The organism is Polaribacter sp. NJDZ03 (assembly GCF_019263805.1).
Lineage (GTDB): Bacteria > Bacteroidota > Bacteroidia > Flavobacteriales > Flavobacteriaceae > Polaribacter.
The window spans coordinates 1,794,563-1,815,126 of sequence record NZ_CP079195.1; the positions used below are offsets into that span (position 1 = coordinate 1,794,563).

20 protein-coding genes are annotated in these 20,564 nt (G+C 31.1%); 12 read left to right on the forward strand and 8 right to left on the reverse strand.

Going from position 1 to position 20,564, the window contains the following annotated elements; genetic code table 11:
• Nucleotides 1-4 precede the first annotated feature (4 nt).
• A complete protein-coding gene (gene glpQ, locus KV700_RS07700) occupies nt 5-982 on the reverse strand; it encodes a glycerophosphodiester phosphodiesterase (RefSeq protein WP_218599699.1) in 978 nt (325 codons plus the stop codon).
• Between the two features lie 48 nt (nt 983-1,030).
• Between glpQ and KV700_RS07705 the strand changes: the two genes are divergently transcribed.
• Complete coding sequence (locus KV700_RS07705; protein WP_166387027.1) at nt 1,031-1,270, forward strand: hypothetical protein; 240 nt, start codon at nt 1,031-1,033, stop codon at nt 1,268-1,270.
• Nucleotides 1,271-1,507: 237 nt separating this feature from the next.
• On the opposite strand, the gene KV700_RS07710 is transcribed toward KV700_RS07705, so the two are convergent.
• Nucleotides 1,508-3,481 (reverse strand): YgiQ family radical SAM protein, encoded by a 1,974-nt coding sequence (locus KV700_RS07710; protein WP_166387025.1) that lies wholly within the window; start codon nt 3,479-3,481, stop codon nt 1,508-1,510.
• 1,980 nt (nt 3,482-5,461) lie between these two features.
• Nucleotides 5,462-6,208, reverse strand: coding sequence for a DJ-1/PfpI family protein (locus KV700_RS07715; RefSeq protein ID WP_218599700.1), 747 nt, complete (start codon nt 6,206-6,208; stop codon nt 5,462-5,464).
• Nucleotides 6,209-6,497: 289 nt separating this feature from the next.
• Between KV700_RS07715 and KV700_RS07720 the strand changes: the two genes are divergently transcribed.
• Nucleotides 6,498-8,411: a CocE/NonD family hydrolase gene (locus tag KV700_RS07720; RefSeq protein ID WP_218599701.1), complete on the forward strand. Its 1,914-nt coding sequence runs from the start codon at nt 6,498-6,500 to the stop codon at nt 8,409-8,411.
• Nucleotides 8,412-8,464: 53 nt separating this feature from the next.
• On the opposite strand, the gene KV700_RS07725 is transcribed toward KV700_RS07720, so the two are convergent.
• The gene (locus KV700_RS07725) at nt 8,465-9,670 is read right to left on the reverse strand and encodes an MFS transporter (protein ID WP_218599702.1); all 1,206 of its coding nucleotides are present in this window, start codon (nt 9,668-9,670) and stop codon (nt 8,465-8,467) included.
• Nucleotides 9,671-9,903: 233 nt separating this feature from the next.
• On the opposite strand from KV700_RS07725, the gene KV700_RS07730 reads away from it, so the two are divergent.
• On the forward strand, nt 9,904-10,530 hold the full coding sequence (locus KV700_RS07730; RefSeq protein WP_218599703.1) for a DUF1684 domain-containing protein: 627 nt from the start codon (nt 9,904-9,906) through the stop codon (nt 10,528-10,530).
• Here the strand turns inward: KV700_RS07730 and KV700_RS07735 are convergent, their stop codons facing one another.
• Together KV700_RS07735 and KV700_RS07740 are read right to left on the reverse strand one after the other, a co-directional pair.
• Nucleotides 10,531-10,779: a hypothetical protein gene (locus KV700_RS07735; protein ID WP_166387015.1), complete on the reverse strand. Its 249-nt coding sequence runs from the start codon at nt 10,777-10,779 to the stop codon at nt 10,531-10,533.
• A complete protein-coding gene (locus KV700_RS07740; RefSeq protein WP_166387013.1) occupies nt 10,779-11,105 on the reverse strand; it encodes a nucleotide pyrophosphohydrolase in 327 nt (108 codons plus the stop codon). The genes KV700_RS07735 and KV700_RS07740 overlap by 1 nt, the downstream gene beginning before the upstream one ends.
• Before the next feature lie 201 nt (nt 11,106-11,306).
• Here KV700_RS07740 and KV700_RS07745 point away from each other — a divergent pair, with 201 nt between their 5' ends.
• Both KV700_RS07745 and KV700_RS07750 read left to right on the forward strand, forming a co-directional pair.
• Entirely contained in the window at nt 11,307-11,561 is a 255-nt protein-coding gene (locus KV700_RS07745; protein ID WP_218599704.1) for a type II toxin-antitoxin system Phd/YefM family antitoxin, read from the forward strand.
• A gap of 1 nt (nt 11,562) precedes the next feature.
• Nucleotides 11,563-11,820 (forward strand): Txe/YoeB family addiction module toxin, encoded by a 258-nt coding sequence (locus KV700_RS07750; protein ID WP_218599705.1) that lies wholly within the window; start codon nt 11,563-11,565, stop codon nt 11,818-11,820.
• Between the two features lie 55 nt (nt 11,821-11,875).
• Here KV700_RS07750 and KV700_RS07755 read toward each other — a convergent pair whose 3' ends face one another.
• Nucleotides 11,876-12,649, reverse strand: coding sequence for an alpha/beta fold hydrolase (locus tag KV700_RS07755; RefSeq protein ID WP_218599706.1), 774 nt, complete (start codon nt 12,647-12,649; stop codon nt 11,876-11,878).
• A gap of 72 nt (nt 12,650-12,721) precedes the next feature.
• Nucleotides 12,722-13,435, reverse strand: a complete 714-nt coding sequence (locus KV700_RS07760) for a pyridoxine 5'-phosphate synthase (protein ID WP_218599707.1) — start codon at nt 13,433-13,435, stop codon at nt 12,722-12,724.
• A 66-nt stretch (nt 13,436-13,501) separates the two neighbouring features.
• On the opposite strand from KV700_RS07760, the gene KV700_RS07765 reads away from it, so the two are divergent.
• The 7 genes from KV700_RS07765 to KV700_RS07795 all read left to right on the forward strand — a co-directional run bounded on the left by KV700_RS07765 (nt 13,502) and on the right by KV700_RS07795 (nt 20,554).
• Nucleotides 13,502-14,155 carry a CBS domain-containing protein gene (locus KV700_RS07765; protein ID WP_240914628.1) on the forward strand — a complete coding sequence of 218 codons (654 nt, stop codon included), beginning with the start codon at nt 13,502-13,504 and terminating at the stop codon, nt 14,153-14,155.
• A gap of 36 nt (nt 14,156-14,191) precedes the next feature.
• On the forward strand, nt 14,192-15,091 hold the full coding sequence (locus KV700_RS07770) for an NAD kinase (protein ID WP_166387003.1): 900 nt from the start codon (nt 14,192-14,194) through the stop codon (nt 15,089-15,091).
• Between the two features lie 104 nt (nt 15,092-15,195).
• Nucleotides 15,196-15,894 (forward strand): DUF6089 family protein, encoded by a 699-nt coding sequence (locus KV700_RS07775; RefSeq protein ID WP_205860441.1) that lies wholly within the window; start codon nt 15,196-15,198, stop codon nt 15,892-15,894.
• A gap of 7 nt (nt 15,895-15,901) precedes the next feature.
• Nucleotides 15,902-16,645, forward strand: coding sequence for an isoprenyl transferase (locus KV700_RS07780; protein WP_218599708.1), 744 nt, complete (start codon nt 15,902-15,904; stop codon nt 16,643-16,645).
• Between the two features lie 7 nt (nt 16,646-16,652).
• The gene (gene bamA / locus KV700_RS07785; RefSeq protein WP_218599709.1) at nt 16,653-19,184 is read left to right on the forward strand and encodes an outer membrane protein assembly factor BamA; all 2,532 of its coding nucleotides are present in this window, start codon (nt 16,653-16,655) and stop codon (nt 19,182-19,184) included.
• Nucleotides 19,185-19,248: 64 nt separating this feature from the next.
• The gene (locus KV700_RS07790) at nt 19,249-20,028 is read left to right on the forward strand and encodes an OmpH family outer membrane protein (RefSeq protein ID WP_218599710.1); all 780 of its coding nucleotides are present in this window, start codon (nt 19,249-19,251) and stop codon (nt 20,026-20,028) included.
• A 19-nt stretch (nt 20,029-20,047) separates the two neighbouring features.
• Nucleotides 20,048-20,554 carry an OmpH family outer membrane protein gene (locus KV700_RS07795; RefSeq protein ID WP_218599711.1) on the forward strand — a complete coding sequence of 169 codons (507 nt, stop codon included), beginning with the start codon at nt 20,048-20,050 and terminating at the stop codon, nt 20,552-20,554.
• The last annotated feature ends 10 nt before the right edge of the window (nt 20,555-20,564 follow it).

The following is a 20,564-nucleotide window of genomic DNA, read 5'->3' on the forward strand; positions in this document are numbered from 1 at the left end:
TAAATTACTTTCTTTTAAAAAAATTGACAATCAAATCTGGAAAATCTGTAAAAGCACCATCAATATCGGCTTCTATTAAGAGGGTTTCCATCATTTCTTCAAAGGTAGTGAACTCATCTAAAGAATCTGCTCTAAAAGTATAAGGATGCACTTTTAACCCCAATTTATGCGCATCGGAAACTAACGTGGTAAACTGCCACTTCTCTCCTACTTTTTTATCTAGTATTTGCTTATACCAAGGACCTATTCCGTCTGCATAGCTTGCAAAATGAGCCAATTGTTTTGTTTCTTCTTCAAACTCAATTAACTGCACCAAAAATAAGTCAGATTTTAATTCCTTTCTAATTCTCTCTAACTCTGCTGCATCAAAACATTGTAAAACACAATTGTCTTTTTTAGTTTTGTAACCATAATCAGCTAGAATTTCTAAAACAATTTCAGTGATCTTTCTTCCTTCTTTTTTATGAAAAGCTGGATCTTTAATTTCTGGATAAATCCCTATATTTTTTCCTGTAGACTTATTTAAGCCTTGTATCAATTCTATTTCTTCTTTAAAAGAATGCAGTTTAAAATTTCCTTTTCCCTTCGGATAACGGTTTGGGTAAAACTGTTTGCCTGTTTCGGGATTAAAACGCTCTGTAACTTTTAGCGTTTGTAATTCATTAAAAGTAAAATCGATTACATAAAAACGATTGTCTTTTCTTTTTCTATCCGGAAACATTAGCGCAACATTTGTTACATCATCTAAATAAATATCATGAATTACAATAGGCACATTGTCTTTACTTAACACCAAATCTTGCTCAATAAAATGAGGATTCATAGCGTACGCCATCGCTTTAGCTTCCATGGTATGTTCTGGTAAATAACCAGAAGCACCTCTGTGAGCAATCACAATTTTACTGTTCATATTCGTGTTTTTTTTAGATGGATTGCAAGAAATAAGTAGCAAACCAATCAAAAATAATGAAATTGAGTTCATTTCTATTAAAATTAGAAATTAAAGATATAACTTTTGTAATTTTGCAAGATGAAGTTAACGTTAAAAATAATGTTTGCTATCTTTTTAATTTGGATGGCAATTGGAATGTACCTTATAAATACAAGTCACGAAAAAGCACAAATTGTAATGGGTTTAGGTGTCTTTTACTTTTCTTTTCTATTTATGCCTTTCTTTATTTACTATAGATACAGAGATGGAAAATACAAGAAATATATTTTAAATGATGAAAAATTAAAGGCTGCTTTTAAAGATTTTGGAAAGGATTAATTAGTTCTCTTTTTTTAATAATTTTACCGCTATATAATAATGAATGCGTTAAAAAAAACAGCATCAGTATTTACACGATCGAGACGCTCGAGTTAGCAAAAATAGACAAGACATAAACACTAGTGCGAGCGACTCACTCTTACCATTACACCTGAATTTCAAAAAATAATATAACAAAAAAAAGTCTGGTTTTTAATAAAACCAGACTTTTTTTTGTTATATAAAATTCTACAAGAATTACCTTCTTCTCTTTTTAGAAGAAGTTGTTCTTGTAGCTTTTTTCTTTCTCTTATTAAAAGGAACCGGAACAGCATCATCAAAAGTATTCTTTACTTCTTTGGCGCTTTTGTTCTTTTTCCAAGAATTATTTTCTGGTAATAATTTCTGTAATAAATCTTGTCTTCCAACTTTGTTCAACGTGTTTTTAATCCAATCTTTATTTTCTTTCTTGTACCAAAAGAAAAATTTATGTTGGTCATCACGTTCCTTTTTAGTCTTCGGTGTTTTAGTTGGTTTTAAAGTATACGGGTGATATCCTGAATAATAAATTACCGTTGCAACCGTCATTGGTGTTGGTGTAAAACCTTGCACTTGCTCTAGCTGAAAGCCCATATCTTTGGTCTCTGCCGCTAAGTTTGCCATGTCTTCTACCTCACTTGCTGGGTGACTAGAAATAAAATACGGAATTAATTGTAAATTTAATTTCTTCTTAATATTTATCTTATCAAAACGCTCTTTAAACATGTGAAAATATTTAAAAGACGGTTTACGCATCAGTTTTAAAACAGGATCAGAAGTATGTTCTGGTGCTACTTTTAATCGACCAGAAACATGCTTGGTCATTACCTCTTCGGTATACGCATCCAATTCTTTTGGGTCAGCGTTTTTATTGAATTCTGGCACCAACATATCATGTCTAATTCCACTTCCAATAAAAGATTTTTTAATCTTGGGGTGCTTATCAACTGCTTGATATAATTCTGTTAAAGGCTTATGAGACGTATCTAAATTAGAACAAATTACAGGCGAAATACAACTCGGCGCAACACATTTGTCGCAAATAGATTGTACTTTCCCTTTCATCTGATACATATTTGCAGAAGGCCCACCAATGTCAGATAAATACCCTTTAAAGTCTGGCATATTTGCCACTTTATCAATTTCTCTTAAAACAGATTCCTGACTTCTACTTGCTATAAACTTTCCTTGGTGTGCAGAAATTGTACAAAAACTACAACCACCAAAACATCCTCTGTGAATGTTAATAGAAAATTTTATCATTTCAAACGCAGGTATTGGTCCACGTTTGTCATATTTTGGGTGCGGTAAACGTGTATAAGGCAAATCGAAAGAACCATCAATTTCCTTTTCTGTCATTGTTGGGTAAGGCGGATTAATCACCAAAGTATTCTCACCAACTTTTTGTAAAACCCTACGCGCTTTTAATTTATTAGACTCCTGCTCTATTACTTTAAAGTTAGAAGCAAATGTCTTTTTATCCTTTAAACAAGCCTCATGAGAATTAATAGTAACATCTTCCCAACCGTTAACAACAGGTAATTTCTCTACCTTTTCGTTAACGTAAATAGCCGTTTGTTTAATGTTTTTTAAACTAGAAAACGGAACTCCTTTTTGCAATAATTCTACAATTTCTCGCAAAGGCTGCTCTCCCATTCCATACACCAACATGTCTGCTTTAGAAGTCTCTAAAATACCAGGCAATAACTTGTCAGACCAATAATCATAATGCGTTACACGTCTTAAAGAAGCTTCAATACCACCAATTAAAACAGGTACATCCGGAAACTTATCCTTTAAAATCTTAGAATAAACAGACGTTGCATAATCTGGTCTAAACCCTTTATCACCATTTGGCGTATACGCATCTTTGTCTCTACTTCGCTTACTAGCCGTGTAATTAGAAACCATAGGATCCATACAACCACCTGTAACTCCAAAAAATAAACGAGGCCTTCCTAGTTTTTCAAAATCTTGTAAATTATCGTTTACACTTGGTTGCGGCACAATAGCCACTCGCAAGCCATAACTTTCTAAAATACGACCGATTACTGCAGGTCCAAATGATGGATGATCCACATAAGCGTCTCCACTAAATAAAATAACGTCTAGTTCATCCCAACCACGAATTTTCACTTCCTTGTTTGTAGTTGGTAACCAATCTGTTAACTGATGTCTTTTAGGTTCTTGCATAGTTTGCAAAAATACAAGAAATTTTATTGAATAAACACTTATTTTTTAAATCTCTCTTATAATAGTATTTGAAGCTATTTCCTGCTTTACGCACTCGCTTTTTTTATTCAGAAAAAGAATAAAAAAGAGCTCAAACAAATGCTTAAATCAGGGCTAGACTTGTTTGCACGCTTTTTGAAAACTAAAAATTAAATACATATCTATTAAATAAATATTTTGGCTAAAGCCCTTTTCTTTTTGAATTCTAATACCCTATGGATAAATCCATAGGCAATTGATCTATTGCGAGGAATTAGTGTAGAAATTTTTGTTTTAAAAACAAATCAATAGCAATAGGCTTCAGCCTATTGTTTATATTAAAAAGTAAATTATCGGCTTTAGCCAAAACCCTAAAAAACAGCAATCTTCCACATTAAAAGGATTATTGGAAGGCAAATCGACCTATATCGTAATGTTTATAATTTACATCTGTCGGATTAAAAAACTTCCATCTATCAATACTATAATTCTTTACTGTTCTAAATATAAGAATTAAATGCTCAGCTAGTGCTCGTTTGTAACGAGTACCCTATATGTTATTGGCACTCGTTACAAACGAGCGCGATCTAAGAAATAAAAGGAAAAAGGTTAAAATATCAACAGTTATTCTAACGGTTTCAATCCTTAACGCGTATTTCAAACCTAATAAAGAAGGTTTTTTAAGATTACCAAAACGTATTCAGACCTCACAGGTTTTCAAAACCTGTGAGGTCTTTTTAAACACACAATTCACCACAAATTTGTCATTTCGACCTTTTGGGGAGAAATCTAATAACAGTGATATTGAAACACTAACCAAACTTTATGAGATTTCTCCTAAAGTCGAAATGACAATTGTTTTTAAAAAAATACGCTTTATTCCGTTTGCCTCTGCTAGTGCTCGTTTGTAACGAGTACCAAACCTAATGTTCTATATATTATTGTCACTCGTTAAAAACGAGCGTGAGCAAAAGATAAATCTCACAACAATGATAACGCAACACTAACCAAACTTTATGAAATCTCTCCTAAAGTCGAAATGACAATTGTGTAAAAAAAACATTTTATCCTCTGCTAGTGCTCGTTTACAACGAGTATCGAACCTAATATTCTACATATTTTTGGCACTCGTTACAAACGAGCGCGAGCAAAAGAAATTAAAGAAAAAAGGTTAAGAATAGCAACAGTTATTCGAACGCCTTCAATCCTTAACCCGTATTGCTAACTTAATAAGGAAGGTTTTTTAAGATTACCTAAACGTATTCAGACCTCACAGGTTTTTAAAACCTGTGAGGTCTTTTTTAAATGCATATTCACACAAATTTGTCTCCGCTAGTGCTCGTTTGTAACGAGTACCGAACCTAATGTTCTATATATTATTGGCACTCGTTACAAACGAGCGTGAGCAAAAGATAAATCTCACAACAATGATAACGCAACACTAACCAAACTTTATGAGATCTCTCCTAAAGTCGAAATGACAATTGTGTAAAAAAAACATTTTATCCTCGCTAATGCTCGTTTACAACGAGTATCGAACCTAATATTCTACATATTTTTGGCACTGGTTACAAACGAGCGCGAGCAAAAGAAATTAAAGAAAAAAGGTTAAGAATAGCAACAGTTATTCGAACGGTTTCAATTCTTAACGCGTATTAAAAACCTAATAAGGAAGGTTTTTTAAGATTACCTAAACGTATTCAGACCTCACAGGTTTTTAAAACCTGTGAGGTCTTTTTTAAATGCATATTCACACAAATTTGTCTCCGCTAGTGCTCGTTTGTAACGAGTACCCAACCTAATGTTCTATATATCATTGGCACTCGTTAAAAACGAGCGCGAGCAAAAGATAAATCTCATAACAGTGATAACGCAACACTAACCAAACTTTATGAGATTTCTCCTAAAGTCGAAATGACAATTGTGTAAAAAAAATATACTTTCTTCTAAGAAACAAATTAACTACTCTACGATTAAATGCGGAACGTTATCTACATTCCAGTCAATAACCAAACCACCAGCTAAAGATTTAGCCACTTCTTTTCCGTATAAAAATTCACATAAATATAACGCAGCTTCAAAAGATTTTGCGCCACCGGCAGAAGTAATGTATTTTCCGTCGTGTACGAATAACACTTTTTTTCTAATATCTAAATTTGGGAAAGTTGCTCGCATTTTATCAATATCACTCGGGAATGTTGTAGAAACCTTTCCTTTTAAAACTCCTGCTTTTGCTAAAACAAAAGCACCATCGCAATGAGAAGTAATATATGTTGCATCTTTATCTACTCGTTTTACAAAATCTATCATTGCAGTATCTTCTAAATCGGAATCTAAATGATGTTCTGCAGACGGAACTACTAAAATATCAATTTTTGGTAGCGAATCTTTTAAGTAATTAAAATCGGGTAAAATTCTCATTCCTTCAAAAGTAGTAATTGGGTTGTCTGTATTTGCAACCGTAAACACATTCATTGCCTTAATATTTTTTCTAAAAATGGTGTGCTGAAAAATATCGAAAGGTGCTGTTAATTCTGTATTAAAGGTTCCATCCATAATTAAAAAAGCAACATTATATCTGTCTTTTTCTAATTTTGGAAACACTTTTTTAACCTGAACTTCTTTTATATTTTCAGTCTTTTTTTCTACTTTTTTAGATTGACAACCTATAACAGTAATTAGCAATAAGGATAAAAAAACTCTTTTCATTTTATATGTTTTAAGCAGCCATAAAAGTATTCAAATTCATTTTTGTTTTATCTAATTTCTCTAATAAATTTAAGAAGACATGTATTTCTTATCAGCTAAAAAGATACTAAAGATGTCTAGCCCTGATTGAACGGTCTGTTTGAGCTCTTTTTTATTCTTTTTCTGAATAAAAAAAGCGAGTAGTGAAAGCAGGAAATAGCTACTAAAAAAACAATTTTCATTTTAACAGAAGAATTTTTACCACCTCTTTTTTGTTTTGTAGATTTAGCCAAAACTAATTTACCTTTATATGAAGAAACTTTTACTTTTAACATTTTTAAGTCTTTTTTTACTAACTTCTTGTAATTCTACCGTAGAAAAAGAAGCTAAAAAAGACGCTTTTGTAGCAGATAATTACACCAAAAAGGAAGTAAATATTGTAATGCGAGATGGTACAAAATTGCATACAACTATTTATTCGCCAAAAGATACGAGCAAAGAATATCCTATTTTAATGCAAAGAACGCCTTATAGTTCTGCGCCTTACGGAGATGGAAAAATGAAAACTAAAATTGGTCCGAATGTTCATTTAATGAAAGAATTGAACATTGTGGTGTATCAAGATGTGCGTGGTCGTTGGATGAGTGAAGGCGTTTATGATAATATGCGTGCTTACCTTCCGAATAAAACAGACAAACAATCTGATGAGGTTTCTGACACCTACGACACGATTGATTGGTTGGTGAAAAACGTAGAAAACAATAACGGAAATGTAGGTACTTGGGGAATTTCATATCCTGGGCATTATGCAACAATTTCTACAATTGATGCGCATCCGGCTTTAAAAGCGGCTTCTCCACAAGCGTGTATTGGCGATTTTTTCTTTGATGATTTTCATCATAATGGCGCGTTTATGTTAAGTTACTTTAGAGCGATTTCTTTATTTGGTACCTATAAAGACACTCCGACTGATTCTGCTTGGTATTCATTTCCTAAAATGGATTCTGAAGATCAATATCAGTTTTTCTTAGACAAAGGACCTTTAAAAAACTTAAACGAATATTTTCAGAATGATAAATTAGATGTTAAAACGGCTGAGAATAATGATAGCATCGATGATTTTTTCTGGAAAGAACTTGTAGAACATCCTAATTACGATTCTGTTTGGCAAAGCAAAGGAATTATTCAGCATTTAGACAAAGTCCCTTCTACGGTTGCAACCATGATTGTTGGTGGTGAGTTTGATGCAGAAGACTTATACGGACCTTTATCTACATACAAAGCGATAGAAAAAAATGGAAAAGACAATTACAACACCTTAGTTTTTGGGCCTTGGGATCACGGAAAATGGTCTAGAAATACCGTAGAAAACTATGTGGGCAATTATTATTTTGGAGATTCTATTTCTTTAAAATTTCAGTCTGATGTAGAAACAAAATTCTTTAATCATTTCTTAAAAGGAAATGGGGATAAAAATTCTGGTTTGCCAGAAGCATATGTTTTTGATTCTGGTAAAAAAGAATGGAATTCTTTTGATACTTGGCCTCCTAAGAATGTGGTAAAACAGGATTGGTTTTTGTCTGAAAACCAAGAATTAACTTCGGATAAAAAAGCAACAGAAAAAATTAATTTTATTAGTGATATAAAACATCCTGTTCCGTATTCTGAAGATATTAAAACGGTTTTTACACCTCGTAAATACATGACAGACGACCAACGTTTTGCGGCTAGAAGACCTGATGTTTTGGTTTTTGAAACGGATGTTTTAACAGATGATTTTACGTTAGCCGGAGATATTTTAGCAAAATTAAAAGTAGCAACTACGGGTTCTGCTGCAGATTGGATTGTAAAAGTGATTGACGTTCATCCTGCGGACGCAGAAGAAAATAATGATAAATTACAAGATCATTTAAAAATGGGTAATTATCATTTAATGGTAAGAAGTGAGGTGTTAAGAGGTAGATTCAGAAATAGTTTTGAGCATCCAGAACCTTTTATTCCGAATAAAAAGACGGATGTAAACATTACCTTGCAAGACGTTTTTCATACATTTAAAAAAGGTCATAAAGTACAAGTGCAAGTGCAAAGTACTTGGTTTCCTTTAATTGATTTAAATCCGCAAACGTATGTAGACAATATTTACAAAGCAGACGAAAAAGATTTTAAAACACAAACACATACCGTTTTTACAGATTCTAGTATTGAGTTTTCTGTGTTGAAATAAAATATTAAACATTTAATTTAAAAAAATCCATCAAGAAAACTTGATGGATTTTTTTATATCACCTCTTTCCTTAAAACTCTTAAAAGGTAAAATAGAATTAAAACGCCAAGAAAAGCAAATGCTGTAACGAGTGTCCAAGTGGTTTCAAAACCAAATTTAGCCACCAATTGCATACCAACATTGTGACTGAAAATATGTGATAAAGAAAACGCAATACTATACAAAGCCATGTATTCTCCTTTATTTCCTTTTTCTGCTCTATCTATAGCAAAAGCATTCGAAAACGGAAAAGCAATCATTTCTCCTACAGACATTAATAAAATTCCGATAATTAAAATACCCACCCAACCTGTTAAGTTTAAAATAATAAAACTAAAACCGACCAGAAAAAGACCTAAAGCAATTAATTTGACTTTAGATTTTTTTAAATCTTCTAACCATTTTATCAAAGGCATTTCGAGTAAGAAAATAAAAAGTCCGCTTAAGCCCATTAATAACCCAATTTCAAATTCTGATAAAAAGCGCTTATCACTATAATATAAAGGTATTGTAGAAAAATATTGCATAAATACAAATCCGAAAATAAACATGGCAATAAAAAAGACCCAAAAAGCTTTGTCTTTATATACAGAAATTGGGTTTTCTACTTTTACTTCATCTTGTACTTTTGCTTTCTTAGGATGTAATACTTTTAGTAATAAAAAAGCTGCCAAGACACAAGTAATTCCATCCATCCAAAACAAGCCTGCATAACCAATTCCAGTAATTATTAAACCTCCAATAGCAGGACCTGCAGAAAAACCTAAATTAATAGCCAAACGAATTAAAGTTACAGAACGCGTTTTATTTTCTGGTTTACTATATGCGCTTAAAGCCACAAACATTGCGGGTCTAAAAGCATCTGCAACTAACATAACCGTAAAAATACCAAAACAAAATTCGTTAAAAGTGGTTGCAAATTGCAGAAAAACAAATAGAATTCCTGTACCAAATAAACTGACCAACATTACTTTATAATAACCAACTATGTCGGTCAACTTTCCCCCAATCCAAGTTCCTACAACAGAACCTAACCCAAAGAAAGACATGATCCATCCCACATCTATTAATGAAAAATGAAGGCTTTTTGTAAGATATAATGATAAAAAAGGAATGACCATTGTACCAGATCTGTTGATAAAAGTGATTAATGATAACCACCAAACTTCTGTAGAGAGTCCTCTAAAAGTGTCTATATAATTGTTGTAAAATTTTTTCATTTTAGTTTAGCTGATATGGTAAAAATAAAAAAGTCCGACTGTGAAGTCGGACTTTTTTATTTGTTTTATTTTATATTGATAATATCAAAACATATAAACAGACCGATATTCTCGCGTTTTACGCGATAACTTGGTAAGATATGTAATGACTCTGTTCATAATTAATTTATTAATATGCCAAAGCTACATAAAATTATTTGAATGTTGTATTTTTGATTTGTAAATAAATTATAATGAAAAAAATAGTAATTCTACTCTCTGTCACTTTTCTATTGATGTCTTGTAACTCACAAGGCAAACGCCCATTAATAGGTAAAACTATTTATCAACAAGAACTAAACGCGAGTTATAAAGATGCCTCAAAATCACCTTTAAAAAAGAAAGATTTAAAAAAATTTAAAGGCTTAGATTTTTTTGATATTGACTCTACCTTTATTGTAACTTCAAAATTAGTTAGAACAGAAAATGCACCCACTTTTGAAATGGCAACCACTACAGACAGAAAGCCCTTGTACAAAGAATACGGGAAATTACATTTTACGTTGCAAGGAAAAAAATGTGAATTAACCATTTATCAAAGTCAGGATGATTTAACTGATGAAAAATATAAAGACTATTTATTTTTACCTTTTACAGATGACACTTCTGGTGAAGAATCTTATGGTGGCGGGCGTTATATGGATGTAATGCTTACAGATATTACTGCAGAAAGTACGATAAGCTTAAATTTTAACAACACTTACAACCCTTATTGCGCTTATAACGAAAAGTATTCCTGCCCAATAACACCAAGAAAAAATCATTTAGATGTAGAAATAAAAGCAGGAATAAAGTCTTTTAAAAAGATACTAAGAAAATAATTAAACCATTTTTTTATTAGTCATATAAAAACCATAAACAGCACTAAAGACCACTTTAAAACCAAAAAAGTTTTTCCATTTGCCGTCTGTAAAATTGGTTTCTGCAACTTTAGTAAAATCTCCAGAAAAAATATCGCTAAAACTAGCCATAAATAAGGAAACTAAAGTAACTATAATAAAGAAAGGTATTGCAACTCTTGCAAAATTAGACCAAAAAAGTGGTTGTTTTATTTTTTCTGAAAATGTCATTATTTTAATTTTTGATTATTGTGATGACGATCGTGATCGCGTTTTGTTTTAATATCTAATTTCTTTTCGAAAGCATCTTGCAAATCGATTCCTGTTTGGTTTGCCAAACACAAAACCACAAACATTACATCTGCTAATTCTTCTCCCAAATCTTTATTTTTATCAGATTCTTTTTCACTTTGCTCTCCATAGCGTCTTGCAATAATACGTGCAACTTCACCAACTTCTTCTGTTAATTGTGCCATGTTTGTTAACTCATTAAAATAACGAACCCCATGAGCTTTAATCCAATCGTCTACTTGTTTTTGTGCGTTTTCTATGTTCATTTTTTTGTGTTAAAAGATTGAAAAATTGTAAGATTCAAAGATATTGATTCTAAAATTATTTAGTTTGTTTCTGAGGGTAAAAAAACGAACTTCAATTACCTCTAAAATTAATGATTTAAACAGACGTTATATTATTTCAATTGTCAGCAATACGAAAAAAATTCCAAACATCTTTTTTTGTACAATATAAAATACAATATTATGCAAATAGCAAATGTTTCTGACTTTAGAAAAGATATTAAAAATAACTTAGACAGAGTAACAAAGAACTTTGAAACTTTATTTATAAATAGAGGAAAAGATTCTGGAATTGTAGTAATGTCATTACAAGAATATAATTCTTTAATGGCTACAAATCACGAACTTTCTTCTCGAAAAAATGAATTGCTATTAGATGCGGCAATTGACAAACTAAAAAACGGAACGACTTTAAATAAAGAGCTAATCGAAAATTAAAATGAAGTATATATTTGTTGATGAGTCTTGGGAAGATTATTTATATTGGCAAAAAACCGATAAGAAAAAACTAAAAAAAATTAATGAACTTCTGAAAGAAATATCACGAAATCTATTTGACGGAATAAGTAAACCAGAACCGTTAAAACACAAATACGCTAGATTTTGGTCTAGGCGAATTGATAGTGAGCATAGACTGATTTACCAATATAACGAAAGCGAGATATTAATTGCGAAGTGCAGGTTTCACTACGATTAAAAAAATACTACTACCAATAAAACTTAATGTAGTTATATTTTTACTTCCTTTTCATTTACTTCAAAAACTCAGAAACTTCAGCATAAAAATCTTTCGGATTTTCAGCATGCAGCCAATGACCTGCATTTTTAATTTCAATAATTTTAGAATTCGGAAAATGTGCTTCAATAATTGGTTCTTCGTCTTGTGTAATATAATCAGATTTTTCTCCTTTTAAAAATAACGTCTCTTTTTCGAAAACCGTAAAAGAAGGTAAACCTTCACCTATTTCCGGGTTATTTTCGGTTAGAGATTCTAAATTAAATCTATAACCTAATTGTCCTTTTTCTACCCAATAAACATTCTTTAATAAAAACTGACGCACTCCAAATTCTGGAATTAATTCTGCTAGTTTTTTATCAACCAAAGTCCTCGTATTTTGTACAGAGAAATCAATTGAATTTAAACCTGCTAAAATAGCATTATGATGTGGTTCATACATTCTTGGAGAAATATCAACAATAATTAATTTATCTACCAATTCTGGATACGTAACAGCAAACAACATCGCGGTTTTGCCGCCCATAGAATGGCCAATGATATTTACTTTTTCTAACTGGTAATGCTGAATATAATTATGTAAATCCTCTACTAAAACCTCATAATTAAATTCATCTTCATGAAAACTACGTCCGTGATTTCTTTGGTCTATTAAATGAACTTCAAAGTCTTCAGAGAACTGGTTTCCAATTGTTTTCCAGTTATCAGACATCCCGAAATAACCATGTAAAATTAATAATGGTTTTCCTTCTCCTTTTATGGTTGAATGTAATATTGGGTTTTTTGACATATTTTATAATTTTTCTCGCAAAGGCGCAAAGAGTTTTGTTTGTTACTGTCACTTAGACTGAACACTGTAAACTTATTTCAACCTGTGTAAATACATATTCACCACATTCTCTAAACCTAAATAAAGGCTTTCTGCAATAAGCGCGTGCCCAATAGAAACTTCTGACAAATTAGGAATATTCTCTTTAAAGAATTTAATGTTATCTAGGCTTAAATCATGTCCAGCATTAATACCTAAACCTAATTTATGAGCTAAAATAGCCGCTTCTGTATATGGCTTTATAGCATCAAAATTTCCTAAATCATATTGTGTTGCAAAATCTTCTGTATATAATTCAATTCTGTCTGCTCCTGTTTTTGCAGCTGCTTCAATTAGTTTTGCATCTGTATCAATAAAAATAGAAGTTCTAATTCCGTTTTGTTGAAACTCTTTAATTACTTCTTGTAAAAAAGATTGATGTCTAATGGTATCCCAACCTGCATTAGAAGTAATTGCATTTAAAGCATCTGGCACCAAAGTAACTTGTGTTGGCTTAACTTCTAAAACCAAATCCATAAAAGACTGTATCGGGTTTCCTTCAATATTATACTCGGTAGTAACAATATTTTTTAAATCTCTAGCATCTTGATAACGAATATGTCTTTCATCTGGTCTTGGGTGAATTGTTATTCCCTGAGCACCAAACGCTTCTATATCACTGGCAACTTTTAACAAATTAGGGACATTTCCTCCACGAGAATTTCTTAAAGTTGCTATTTTATTAATATTTACACTTAACTTTGTCATTGTCTAAAATTAGGCTGCAAATATAATTTATTAAATCATTTTATCCTATATTCGTAAAGCATGAATATGAACGACTACTTATTAGATCAAATAAAACCACTTCGCTTAAAAGACACTGTAAAAAGTGCTCAAAAAATGTTTAGTGACTATCATATAACACATTTCCCTGTTATTGAAAACAATAAATTATTAGGTTCTTTTGCTGAAGAAGATGTACAAACAATAGAAAATAATGAAGATGAATTAGTTGAACACGCACATTTATTAAATTCTTTTTTTGCTGATGAAAAAGCAACTGTTTTAGAACTATTAAAGATCTTTGCAGATAATGACACCAATATTATACCTGTTTTAAACGAAACTAAAGACTATATTGGTTATTTTGATTTGCGAGATGTCTTAGATGTTTTTTCTACAAGTCCGTTTATGGTTGAAGAAAGCGAAACTTTAATTATAGAAAAATTAAGGAATGACTACTCTATGAGTCAGGTTGTACAAATTATAGAAGCAAGTGGCGGCCAATTACTCGGTTTATACATATCAGAAAAAGATGTAGATAGTATACAAGTTACTATTAAGGTAGTTTCTGAAGAAATAAATGAAATTATGCAAACTTTTAGAAGGTATGATTATAAAATTATATCTATGCATGAAAATGATATTTATTTAGAAGACTTAAAAAGTAGGTCTGAATATTTACAGAAATACTTAGAAATGTAAACCTTTAAGAGGGCATTTACCAAAAAAAACAACGAATTGAAGAAAGCAGCAATTTACGGTCAATCATACGCGATTACATCAGAAAAAGAAGTTAAAACATTAATACATGTTTTACAAAAAAATAAGATTGATTTTTATATTGAACATGGGTTTTACAACCTTTTAATTGAGCACAAAGTATTAGAAGATTCTTACAAATCATTTGATAACTTTAATGATTTAGACAATACTTTTGATATAATGCTTACGCTTGGTGGAGACGGTACCTTTTTACGTTCTGCAACACATATTAGAGATTTAGACATTCCTATTTTAGGAATAAATACAGGTAGATTAGGTTTTTTAGCCATCGTTGCCAAAGATGTTATTGAAGAAAGTATAAATCTGGTTTTAAAAGGAGAATACACTATACAAGAAAGAACTCTTTTATCTGTTAAAACAGAACCTAAAACAAAAGATTTTGAAGAGTTAAATTTTGCCTTAAATGAAGTAACCATAGCCAAAAAGAACACTACTTCTATGATTGGTGTAAAAACGTATTTAAACGAAGAATACCTTACCAATTACTGGGCAGATGGCTTAATAATATCTACACCAACAGGTTCTACAGGTTATTCTTTAAGTTGCAACGGCCCTGTTATTTTACCAGACTCTAAAAACATAGTAATTACGCCAATTGCACCACACAACTTAAATGCAAGACCTATAGTAATATCCGATGAAACTAAAATAGAATTAAAAGTAGATTCTAGAGAAAAAAGTTTCTTAATATCATTAGACTCTAGAGTAACTAGTGTACCAAACAATACTAAGATTTTTATAGAAAAAACTGACTTTACCATAAAGAGTATTTTACCAAAAAATCAATCTTTCTTAAAGACATTAAGAAGTAAACTTTTGTGGGGAGAAGACATTAGAAACAAAACAAATGTTTAACGTAGTGCTTACAATATTTGTTTAAAAAAGTTGTTATTCAAAAAAGACTATATATTAACTTTATAAAGCAATTGGAATTTTCTATATTTGCCCACTATTTTATAATGAAAAAAAGAATATTATTTTTTGTATTTGTAAGCTTCACCTCCATTTTCTTGGGGCAACTTCATGAAGTAGGCCTTACTATTGGAGGCACTAACTATGTTGGTGACATTGGTAGAAACTACTATTTCTACCCAAACAGACTAGCAGGAGGACTTACTTATAAATACAATTGGAATCCTAGAATTGCTTTAAGAGCAACTTACAGCCTTTTACCTATTACAGGAAATGATGCAGATGCAGATACAGGGTTTAGAAGAGATCGATTAGACGCTAGCGGAAAAACATACAAGTTTTCTAACAATATAAATGAATTAGCTGTTGGTATCGAATATAATTTCTATGAGTATGATTTATCTTCTTATGATAAAACTTGGACACCTTACCTAATCTTAGAATTAGCTGTTTTTAATCATACAAGCGTAAGTTCATACTTACCAACAGGAGGAATAAACGAATTTAAGAAGAAAACCTCTCTGGCTATTCCTTTTGGTTTTGGTTATAAGTCTAAATTATATGGTACTTTAGCATTTGCAATTGAAGCAAAATTTAGATATACTTTTGACGATGGTTTAGACTACCTTTCTAAAGATACACCAAATGTAATTTTAGACGGCACAGGTAACGATTGGTATATGTTTACAGGTGTTTCTTTAATATATACCTTTGGTAGACCTGCTTGTTATACAAACGGATTATAAAAAAAATATGGATAAAAAATTACTAATCGACCTAGAAAGAACGCCAAAACATGTTGCTATTATAATGGATGGTAATGGCCGTTGGGCCAAGGGTAAAGGAATGAATAGAATTTTTGGCCATAGAAATGCACTAACAGCCGTTAGGGAATCTGTTAGCGCAGCTTCTCAAGTAAATATTGAGGCAATTACTCTTTATGCTTTTTCTACAGAAAACTGGAAACGACCTAAATTAGAAGTAGACGCTCTAATGAGTTTATTAATTAATTCTTTAAAAAAGGAATTACCCGGCTTCATGAAGAATGGAGTAAAAGTAAACGCAATTGGATCAATAGAAAGTCTACCTAAAAAAGCTCAAAAAGTTTTAGGCGATGTAATTTCTCAAACAAAAGACAACACAGATATTGTATTAACCTTTGCTCTTAGCTATGGTTCTAGAGAAGAAATTGTTAATACTATTAAAAACATATCCAAAAAAGTTGTTAATAATGAGATAAATATCGAAGAAATTGATGAAAATACTATAAATAACCATTTATATACGTTTAATTTGCCCGACGTAGATTTAATGATAAGAACTAGTGGAGAACAACGCATTAGTAATTTCTTATTATGGCAAATGGCATACGCCGAATTATATTTTACAGATATACTTTGGCCAGACTTTAGAGAAGAGCATTTTTACGATGCTATCATAGATTATCAGAATAGAGAACGAAGATTTGGAAAAACAAGCGAACAAATTACAGAATAAATTTTTTATGAAATTATTTTCTGCATCAATAATGTTTATAGCATTATTTTTTACTTTTAGTGCCAAAGCACAAACTGAAATAGATAGTTTATCAACAGTAAAAATAGACACCACTTCTGTTAAAGACACTTCTTTTGAGAAAGGGAAGGAATATACTCTAGGCAGCATCAGTGTAACTGGTTTAAAAAAGTTTAGTGAAGAAACTGTTAGGGTTTTTACGGGCTTAAGAAACGGGCAACCTATAAAACTACCAGGAGACAAACTTACAAGTGCCATTAAAAAATTATACGAAAGTAAACAATTTAGTAACGTAGATGTTTACCTAGCTAGATTAGATGGCAGTACAGTATACCTACAATTTGATGTATTAGAATTACCTCAATTAAACAACATTACTATAGCAGGTATTAAAAAAGGGAAAGCAAAAGAACTACAAAAAGATGCTGAACTAAAAAGAGGTGCAATGGTTACTGATAACCTTATTGTTACTACTAAAAACTACTTTACAAAAAAATATACAGATAAAGGTTACCTAAAAACGAAAGTTAATTTAGATGTTAAAAAAGATACATCTGACATTAACATTGTTAATATGGCTATTTTTATTGATAGAGGAAAAAAGATTAAAATTAAGGACATTAATTTTACAGGAAATAAAGCGCTTTCTAATAAGAAACTTAAAAAAACGATGAAAAACACCAAAGAAAAATTTCTTGGTCGTTTTTGGAAAGGATCTAAATATATAGAAGAAGATTTTCAAGAAGATTTAGAAAGCATCTTAGATAAATATAGTAGATTAGGTTACAGAGATGCACGTATTCTTAGTGATAAAATTAGTTGGAACGATGACAATACTATCGATATTGATATAGCATTAGAAGAAGGAAGACAGTATAGATTTGCAGATATATTTTTTGTTGGTAATAAAGAATACACTTCAGAACAACTTCAATTATATTTAAGAATAGAAAAAGGAGACGTATATAATGGTGCCGTTTTAGAAGAACGTGTTAAAGGTGATGGTAGTCCAACATCTCAAGATATTTCTACTTTATATCAAGACAACGGTTTTTTATTCTCTTCTGTTAATGCTGTAGAAACTAAAGTTCAAAATGATTCTATTACAGTAGAAATTAGAATTAGAGAAGATGAAAAAGCTCGTATAAAAAGAGTAACCGTTACTGGTAACGACAAAACTAATGATCACGTTTTATTTAGAGAATTACGCGTAAAACCGGGAGATTTATTTAGTAGAAGTGCAATTATTAGATCTATTAGAGAAATTGGTCAATTAGGTTTCTTTGACGCCAATGTTTCTCCGGATGTAATACCAGATTACCAAAATAAAACGGCAGATATCGACTTTTCTGTTGTAGAAAAAGGTGGAAGTCAAATAGAGTTACAAGGTGGTTACGGTGGTGGTTCTTTTATAGGAACATTAGGTTTATCATTCAATAACTTTTCTATAAGAAACATTTTTAACAAATCTGCATACAAGCCATTACCAATGGGAGATGGTCAAACACTATCTTTAAGGTTACAAACAAGTAGAACCTATAATACCTATAGTTTTTCTTTTACAGAACCATGGTTAGGTGGTAAAAAACCAAAATCATTGTCTTTTTCTGTATATTCTTCTAATCAATATCAATTAGATTTTAATACTTATGATGTAGATAAAAGTAAAAGTTTAGGAATTATTGGAGCATCTGTAGGATTAGGACAACGTTTAAATTGGCCAGATGATTTTTTCCAATTATCTCAGTCTATTAGTTACCAAGCATTAAAATCTAATAATTATAATTTTGGTTTAGCAGGTTTAAACTTAAATAACGGTACTTTAAACAACCTTTCTTACAATATTTCTTTAACAAGAAATTCTGCAGGACCTAGTTTAATATTCCCAACGTATGGATCTGAATTTACAATCGGAGCAAAAGCAACATTTCCATATTCTTTATTAAATAATAAAGATTATAAAGATAGTAGCTTAGATGCTGTAGACAAATACAAATGGTTAGAATACTATAAATTAAATTTTAAAGGAAAATGGTACACTGCATTTACAGATAAATTGGTATTAATGACCAATGCAGAGGCAGGATACCTAGGTTTTTATAATAATGATTTAGGAGCAACACCTGTAGAGCGTTATTTTGTTGGAGGTGACGGTATTGCTGCTTACCAATTAGACGGTAGAGAAACAGTAGGTTTAAGAGGTTATGAAAACAGTGGACTTTCATCTAACTATGGTGGAACCATTTATAATAAATTTCAATTAGAATTACGTTATTCAATTACAGATGCACCTTCTGCATCAATTTATACACTTGGGTTCTTAGAAGCAGGTAATTCTTATGACGATTTCGATGAGTTTAACCCGTTTGATATAAAACGTTCAGCAGGTGTTGGGGTAAGAATTTTTATGCCAGCATTTGGATTATTAGGAATTGATTTTGCACATGGTTTTGATCCATTACCTGGGCAAACTGAAAAATCTGGTTGGCAAACGCACTTTATAATTGGAAAACAATTCTAAGAAAACTGCTACTTTGTAAGGGAAAAGTTTTTTTGGCACGGTTTTTTCTAAATACTTAATACAAATGAAAAAAATATTTTTATTAATAGTTCTTTTACTTAGTGTTACTTTTTCTTGGTCTCAAAGAGGGCAATCAATTGCTTATATAGATATGGAGTATATTCTAGAAAATGTTCCGGAATATCTAGATGCTCAAAACACCCTTGATGCTAAAGTTGCTAAATGGAGAAAAAAATTAGATGAACAAGCTAGACATATAGAAATCTTAAAAACAGATTTGGCAAATGAAAAAGCAATTCTAACAAAAGATTTAATTGAAGAAAAAGAAGAAGAGATTAGTTTAAAACAAATAGAATTAAGAAGACTAGAGTCTTTGTACTTTGGACCAAATGGAGATATGTTTTCTGTAAGAAAACAATTGGTAAAGCCAATACAAGACCAAGTCTACAATGCAATACAAAGTATTTCTTTAAGAAAAAATTATGACTTTGTTTTTGATAAATCTAGTGACTTGGTAATGCTATATTCAAATAAAAAATACGATATTAGCGACCTTGTTTTAGCAACTATAGATCGAAGTCGATTAATAGCTGAAAAAGGAAGACAAAGAGAAGAAAGAAATCTTGCTCCTACAAACGAGCTAACAGATAGACAAAAAGAAGTTATTACTAAAAAAGAAGAAGCACAGGCAAAGAGAGTTGCAGATGCAGAAGCAAAAAAGAAACTAATAGCTGAAAAAAGAGAAAAACTGTCACAAAACCGAGAAGAAAAAAGAGAGTTGTTAAGAGTAAAAATAGAAGCTTTAAGAAAGAAAAAAGAGGAACAAAAAAAAGAACAAGAATAATAATTAAATTAAAACAAGAATGAAAAATTTAAAATCGTTACTATTAATTGCTGTATTTACTTTAGGATTAGCAGGTGTTGCAAATGCACAAAAAATAGGTCATATAGACTTTGAAAAATTAGTTGCAGAAATGCCACAAACTAAGACACTAAAATTAGACATGGAGAAGCTTGGTAAAACTTACCAAGATGAGATTACAGGAATGGAAAAGAAAATTGAAGCAACAAGACAAAAGTATGTTGCTGAGTCTAAAGGTCAAACTAATGAGACGAATGACCAAAGAGCTCAAGAGTTACAACAAGAAGCTGCAAAAATTGAACAAGCAAGAAGATTTGCTTACCAAGATATGCAGAAAAAACAAAATGAAGGCTTACAACCAATCATAGAAAAAGCACAAACTGCTATAGATGCTGTAGCTGCTTCTAAAAGTGTAGTATATGTTTTAGACGCTTCTGTAGGTAAAGGTTTATTGGTTAAAAAAGGTGAAGATTTATTTGACGCTGTAAAAACTAAATTAGGTTTTTAATAAAACTACT

Bases quoted from the DNA above. Each gene is read 5' to 3' on its own strand.
- glpQ (WP_218599699.1), bottom strand. From the start codon at position 982: ATGAACTCAATTTCATTATTTTTGATTGGTTTGCTACTTATTTCTTGC.
- KV700_RS07705 (WP_166387027.1), top strand. From the start codon at position 1,031: ATGAAGTTAACGTTAAAAATAATGTTTGCTATCTTTTTAATTTGGATG.
- KV700_RS07710 (WP_166387025.1), bottom strand. From the start codon at position 3,481: ATGCAAGAACCTAAAAGACATCAGTTAACAGATTGGTTACCAACTACA.
- KV700_RS07715 (WP_218599700.1), bottom strand. From the start codon at position 6,208: ATGAAAAGAGTTTTTTTATCCTTATTGCTAATTACTGTTATAGGTTGT.
- KV700_RS07720 (WP_218599701.1), top strand. From the start codon at position 6,498: ATGAAGAAACTTTTACTTTTAACATTTTTAAGTCTTTTTTTACTAACT.
- KV700_RS07725 (WP_218599702.1), bottom strand. From the start codon at position 9,670: ATGAAAAAATTTTACAACAATTATATAGACACTTTTAGAGGACTCTCT.
- KV700_RS07730 (WP_218599703.1), top strand. From the start codon at position 9,904: ATGAAAAAAATAGTAATTCTACTCTCTGTCACTTTTCTATTGATGTCT.
- KV700_RS07735 (WP_166387015.1), bottom strand. From the start codon at position 10,779: ATGACATTTTCAGAAAAAATAAAACAACCACTTTTTTGGTCTAATTTT.
- KV700_RS07740 (WP_166387013.1), bottom strand. From the start codon at position 11,105: ATGAACATAGAAAACGCACAAAAACAAGTAGACGATTGGATTAAAGCT.
- KV700_RS07745 (WP_218599704.1), top strand. From the start codon at position 11,307: ATGCAAATAGCAAATGTTTCTGACTTTAGAAAAGATATTAAAAATAAC.
- KV700_RS07750 (WP_218599705.1), top strand. From the start codon at position 11,563: ATGAAGTATATATTTGTTGATGAGTCTTGGGAAGATTATTTATATTGG.
- KV700_RS07755 (WP_218599706.1), bottom strand. From the start codon at position 12,649: ATGTCAAAAAACCCAATATTACATTCAACCATAAAAGGAGAAGGAAAA.
- KV700_RS07760 (WP_218599707.1), bottom strand. From the start codon at position 13,435: ATGACAAAGTTAAGTGTAAATATTAATAAAATAGCAACTTTAAGAAAT.
- KV700_RS07765 (WP_240914628.1), top strand. From the start codon at position 13,502: ATGAACGACTACTTATTAGATCAAATAAAACCACTTCGCTTAAAAGAC.
- KV700_RS07775 (WP_205860441.1), top strand. From the start codon at position 15,196: ATGAAAAAAAGAATATTATTTTTTGTATTTGTAAGCTTCACCTCCATT.
- KV700_RS07780 (WP_218599708.1), top strand. From the start codon at position 15,902: ATGGATAAAAAATTACTAATCGACCTAGAAAGAACGCCAAAACATGTT.
- bamA (WP_218599709.1), top strand. From the start codon at position 16,653: ATGAAATTATTTTCTGCATCAATAATGTTTATAGCATTATTTTTTACT.
- KV700_RS07790 (WP_218599710.1), top strand. From the start codon at position 19,249: ATGAAAAAAATATTTTTATTAATAGTTCTTTTACTTAGTGTTACTTTT.
- KV700_RS07795 (WP_218599711.1), top strand. From the start codon at position 20,048: ATGAAAAATTTAAAATCGTTACTATTAATTGCTGTATTTACTTTAGGA.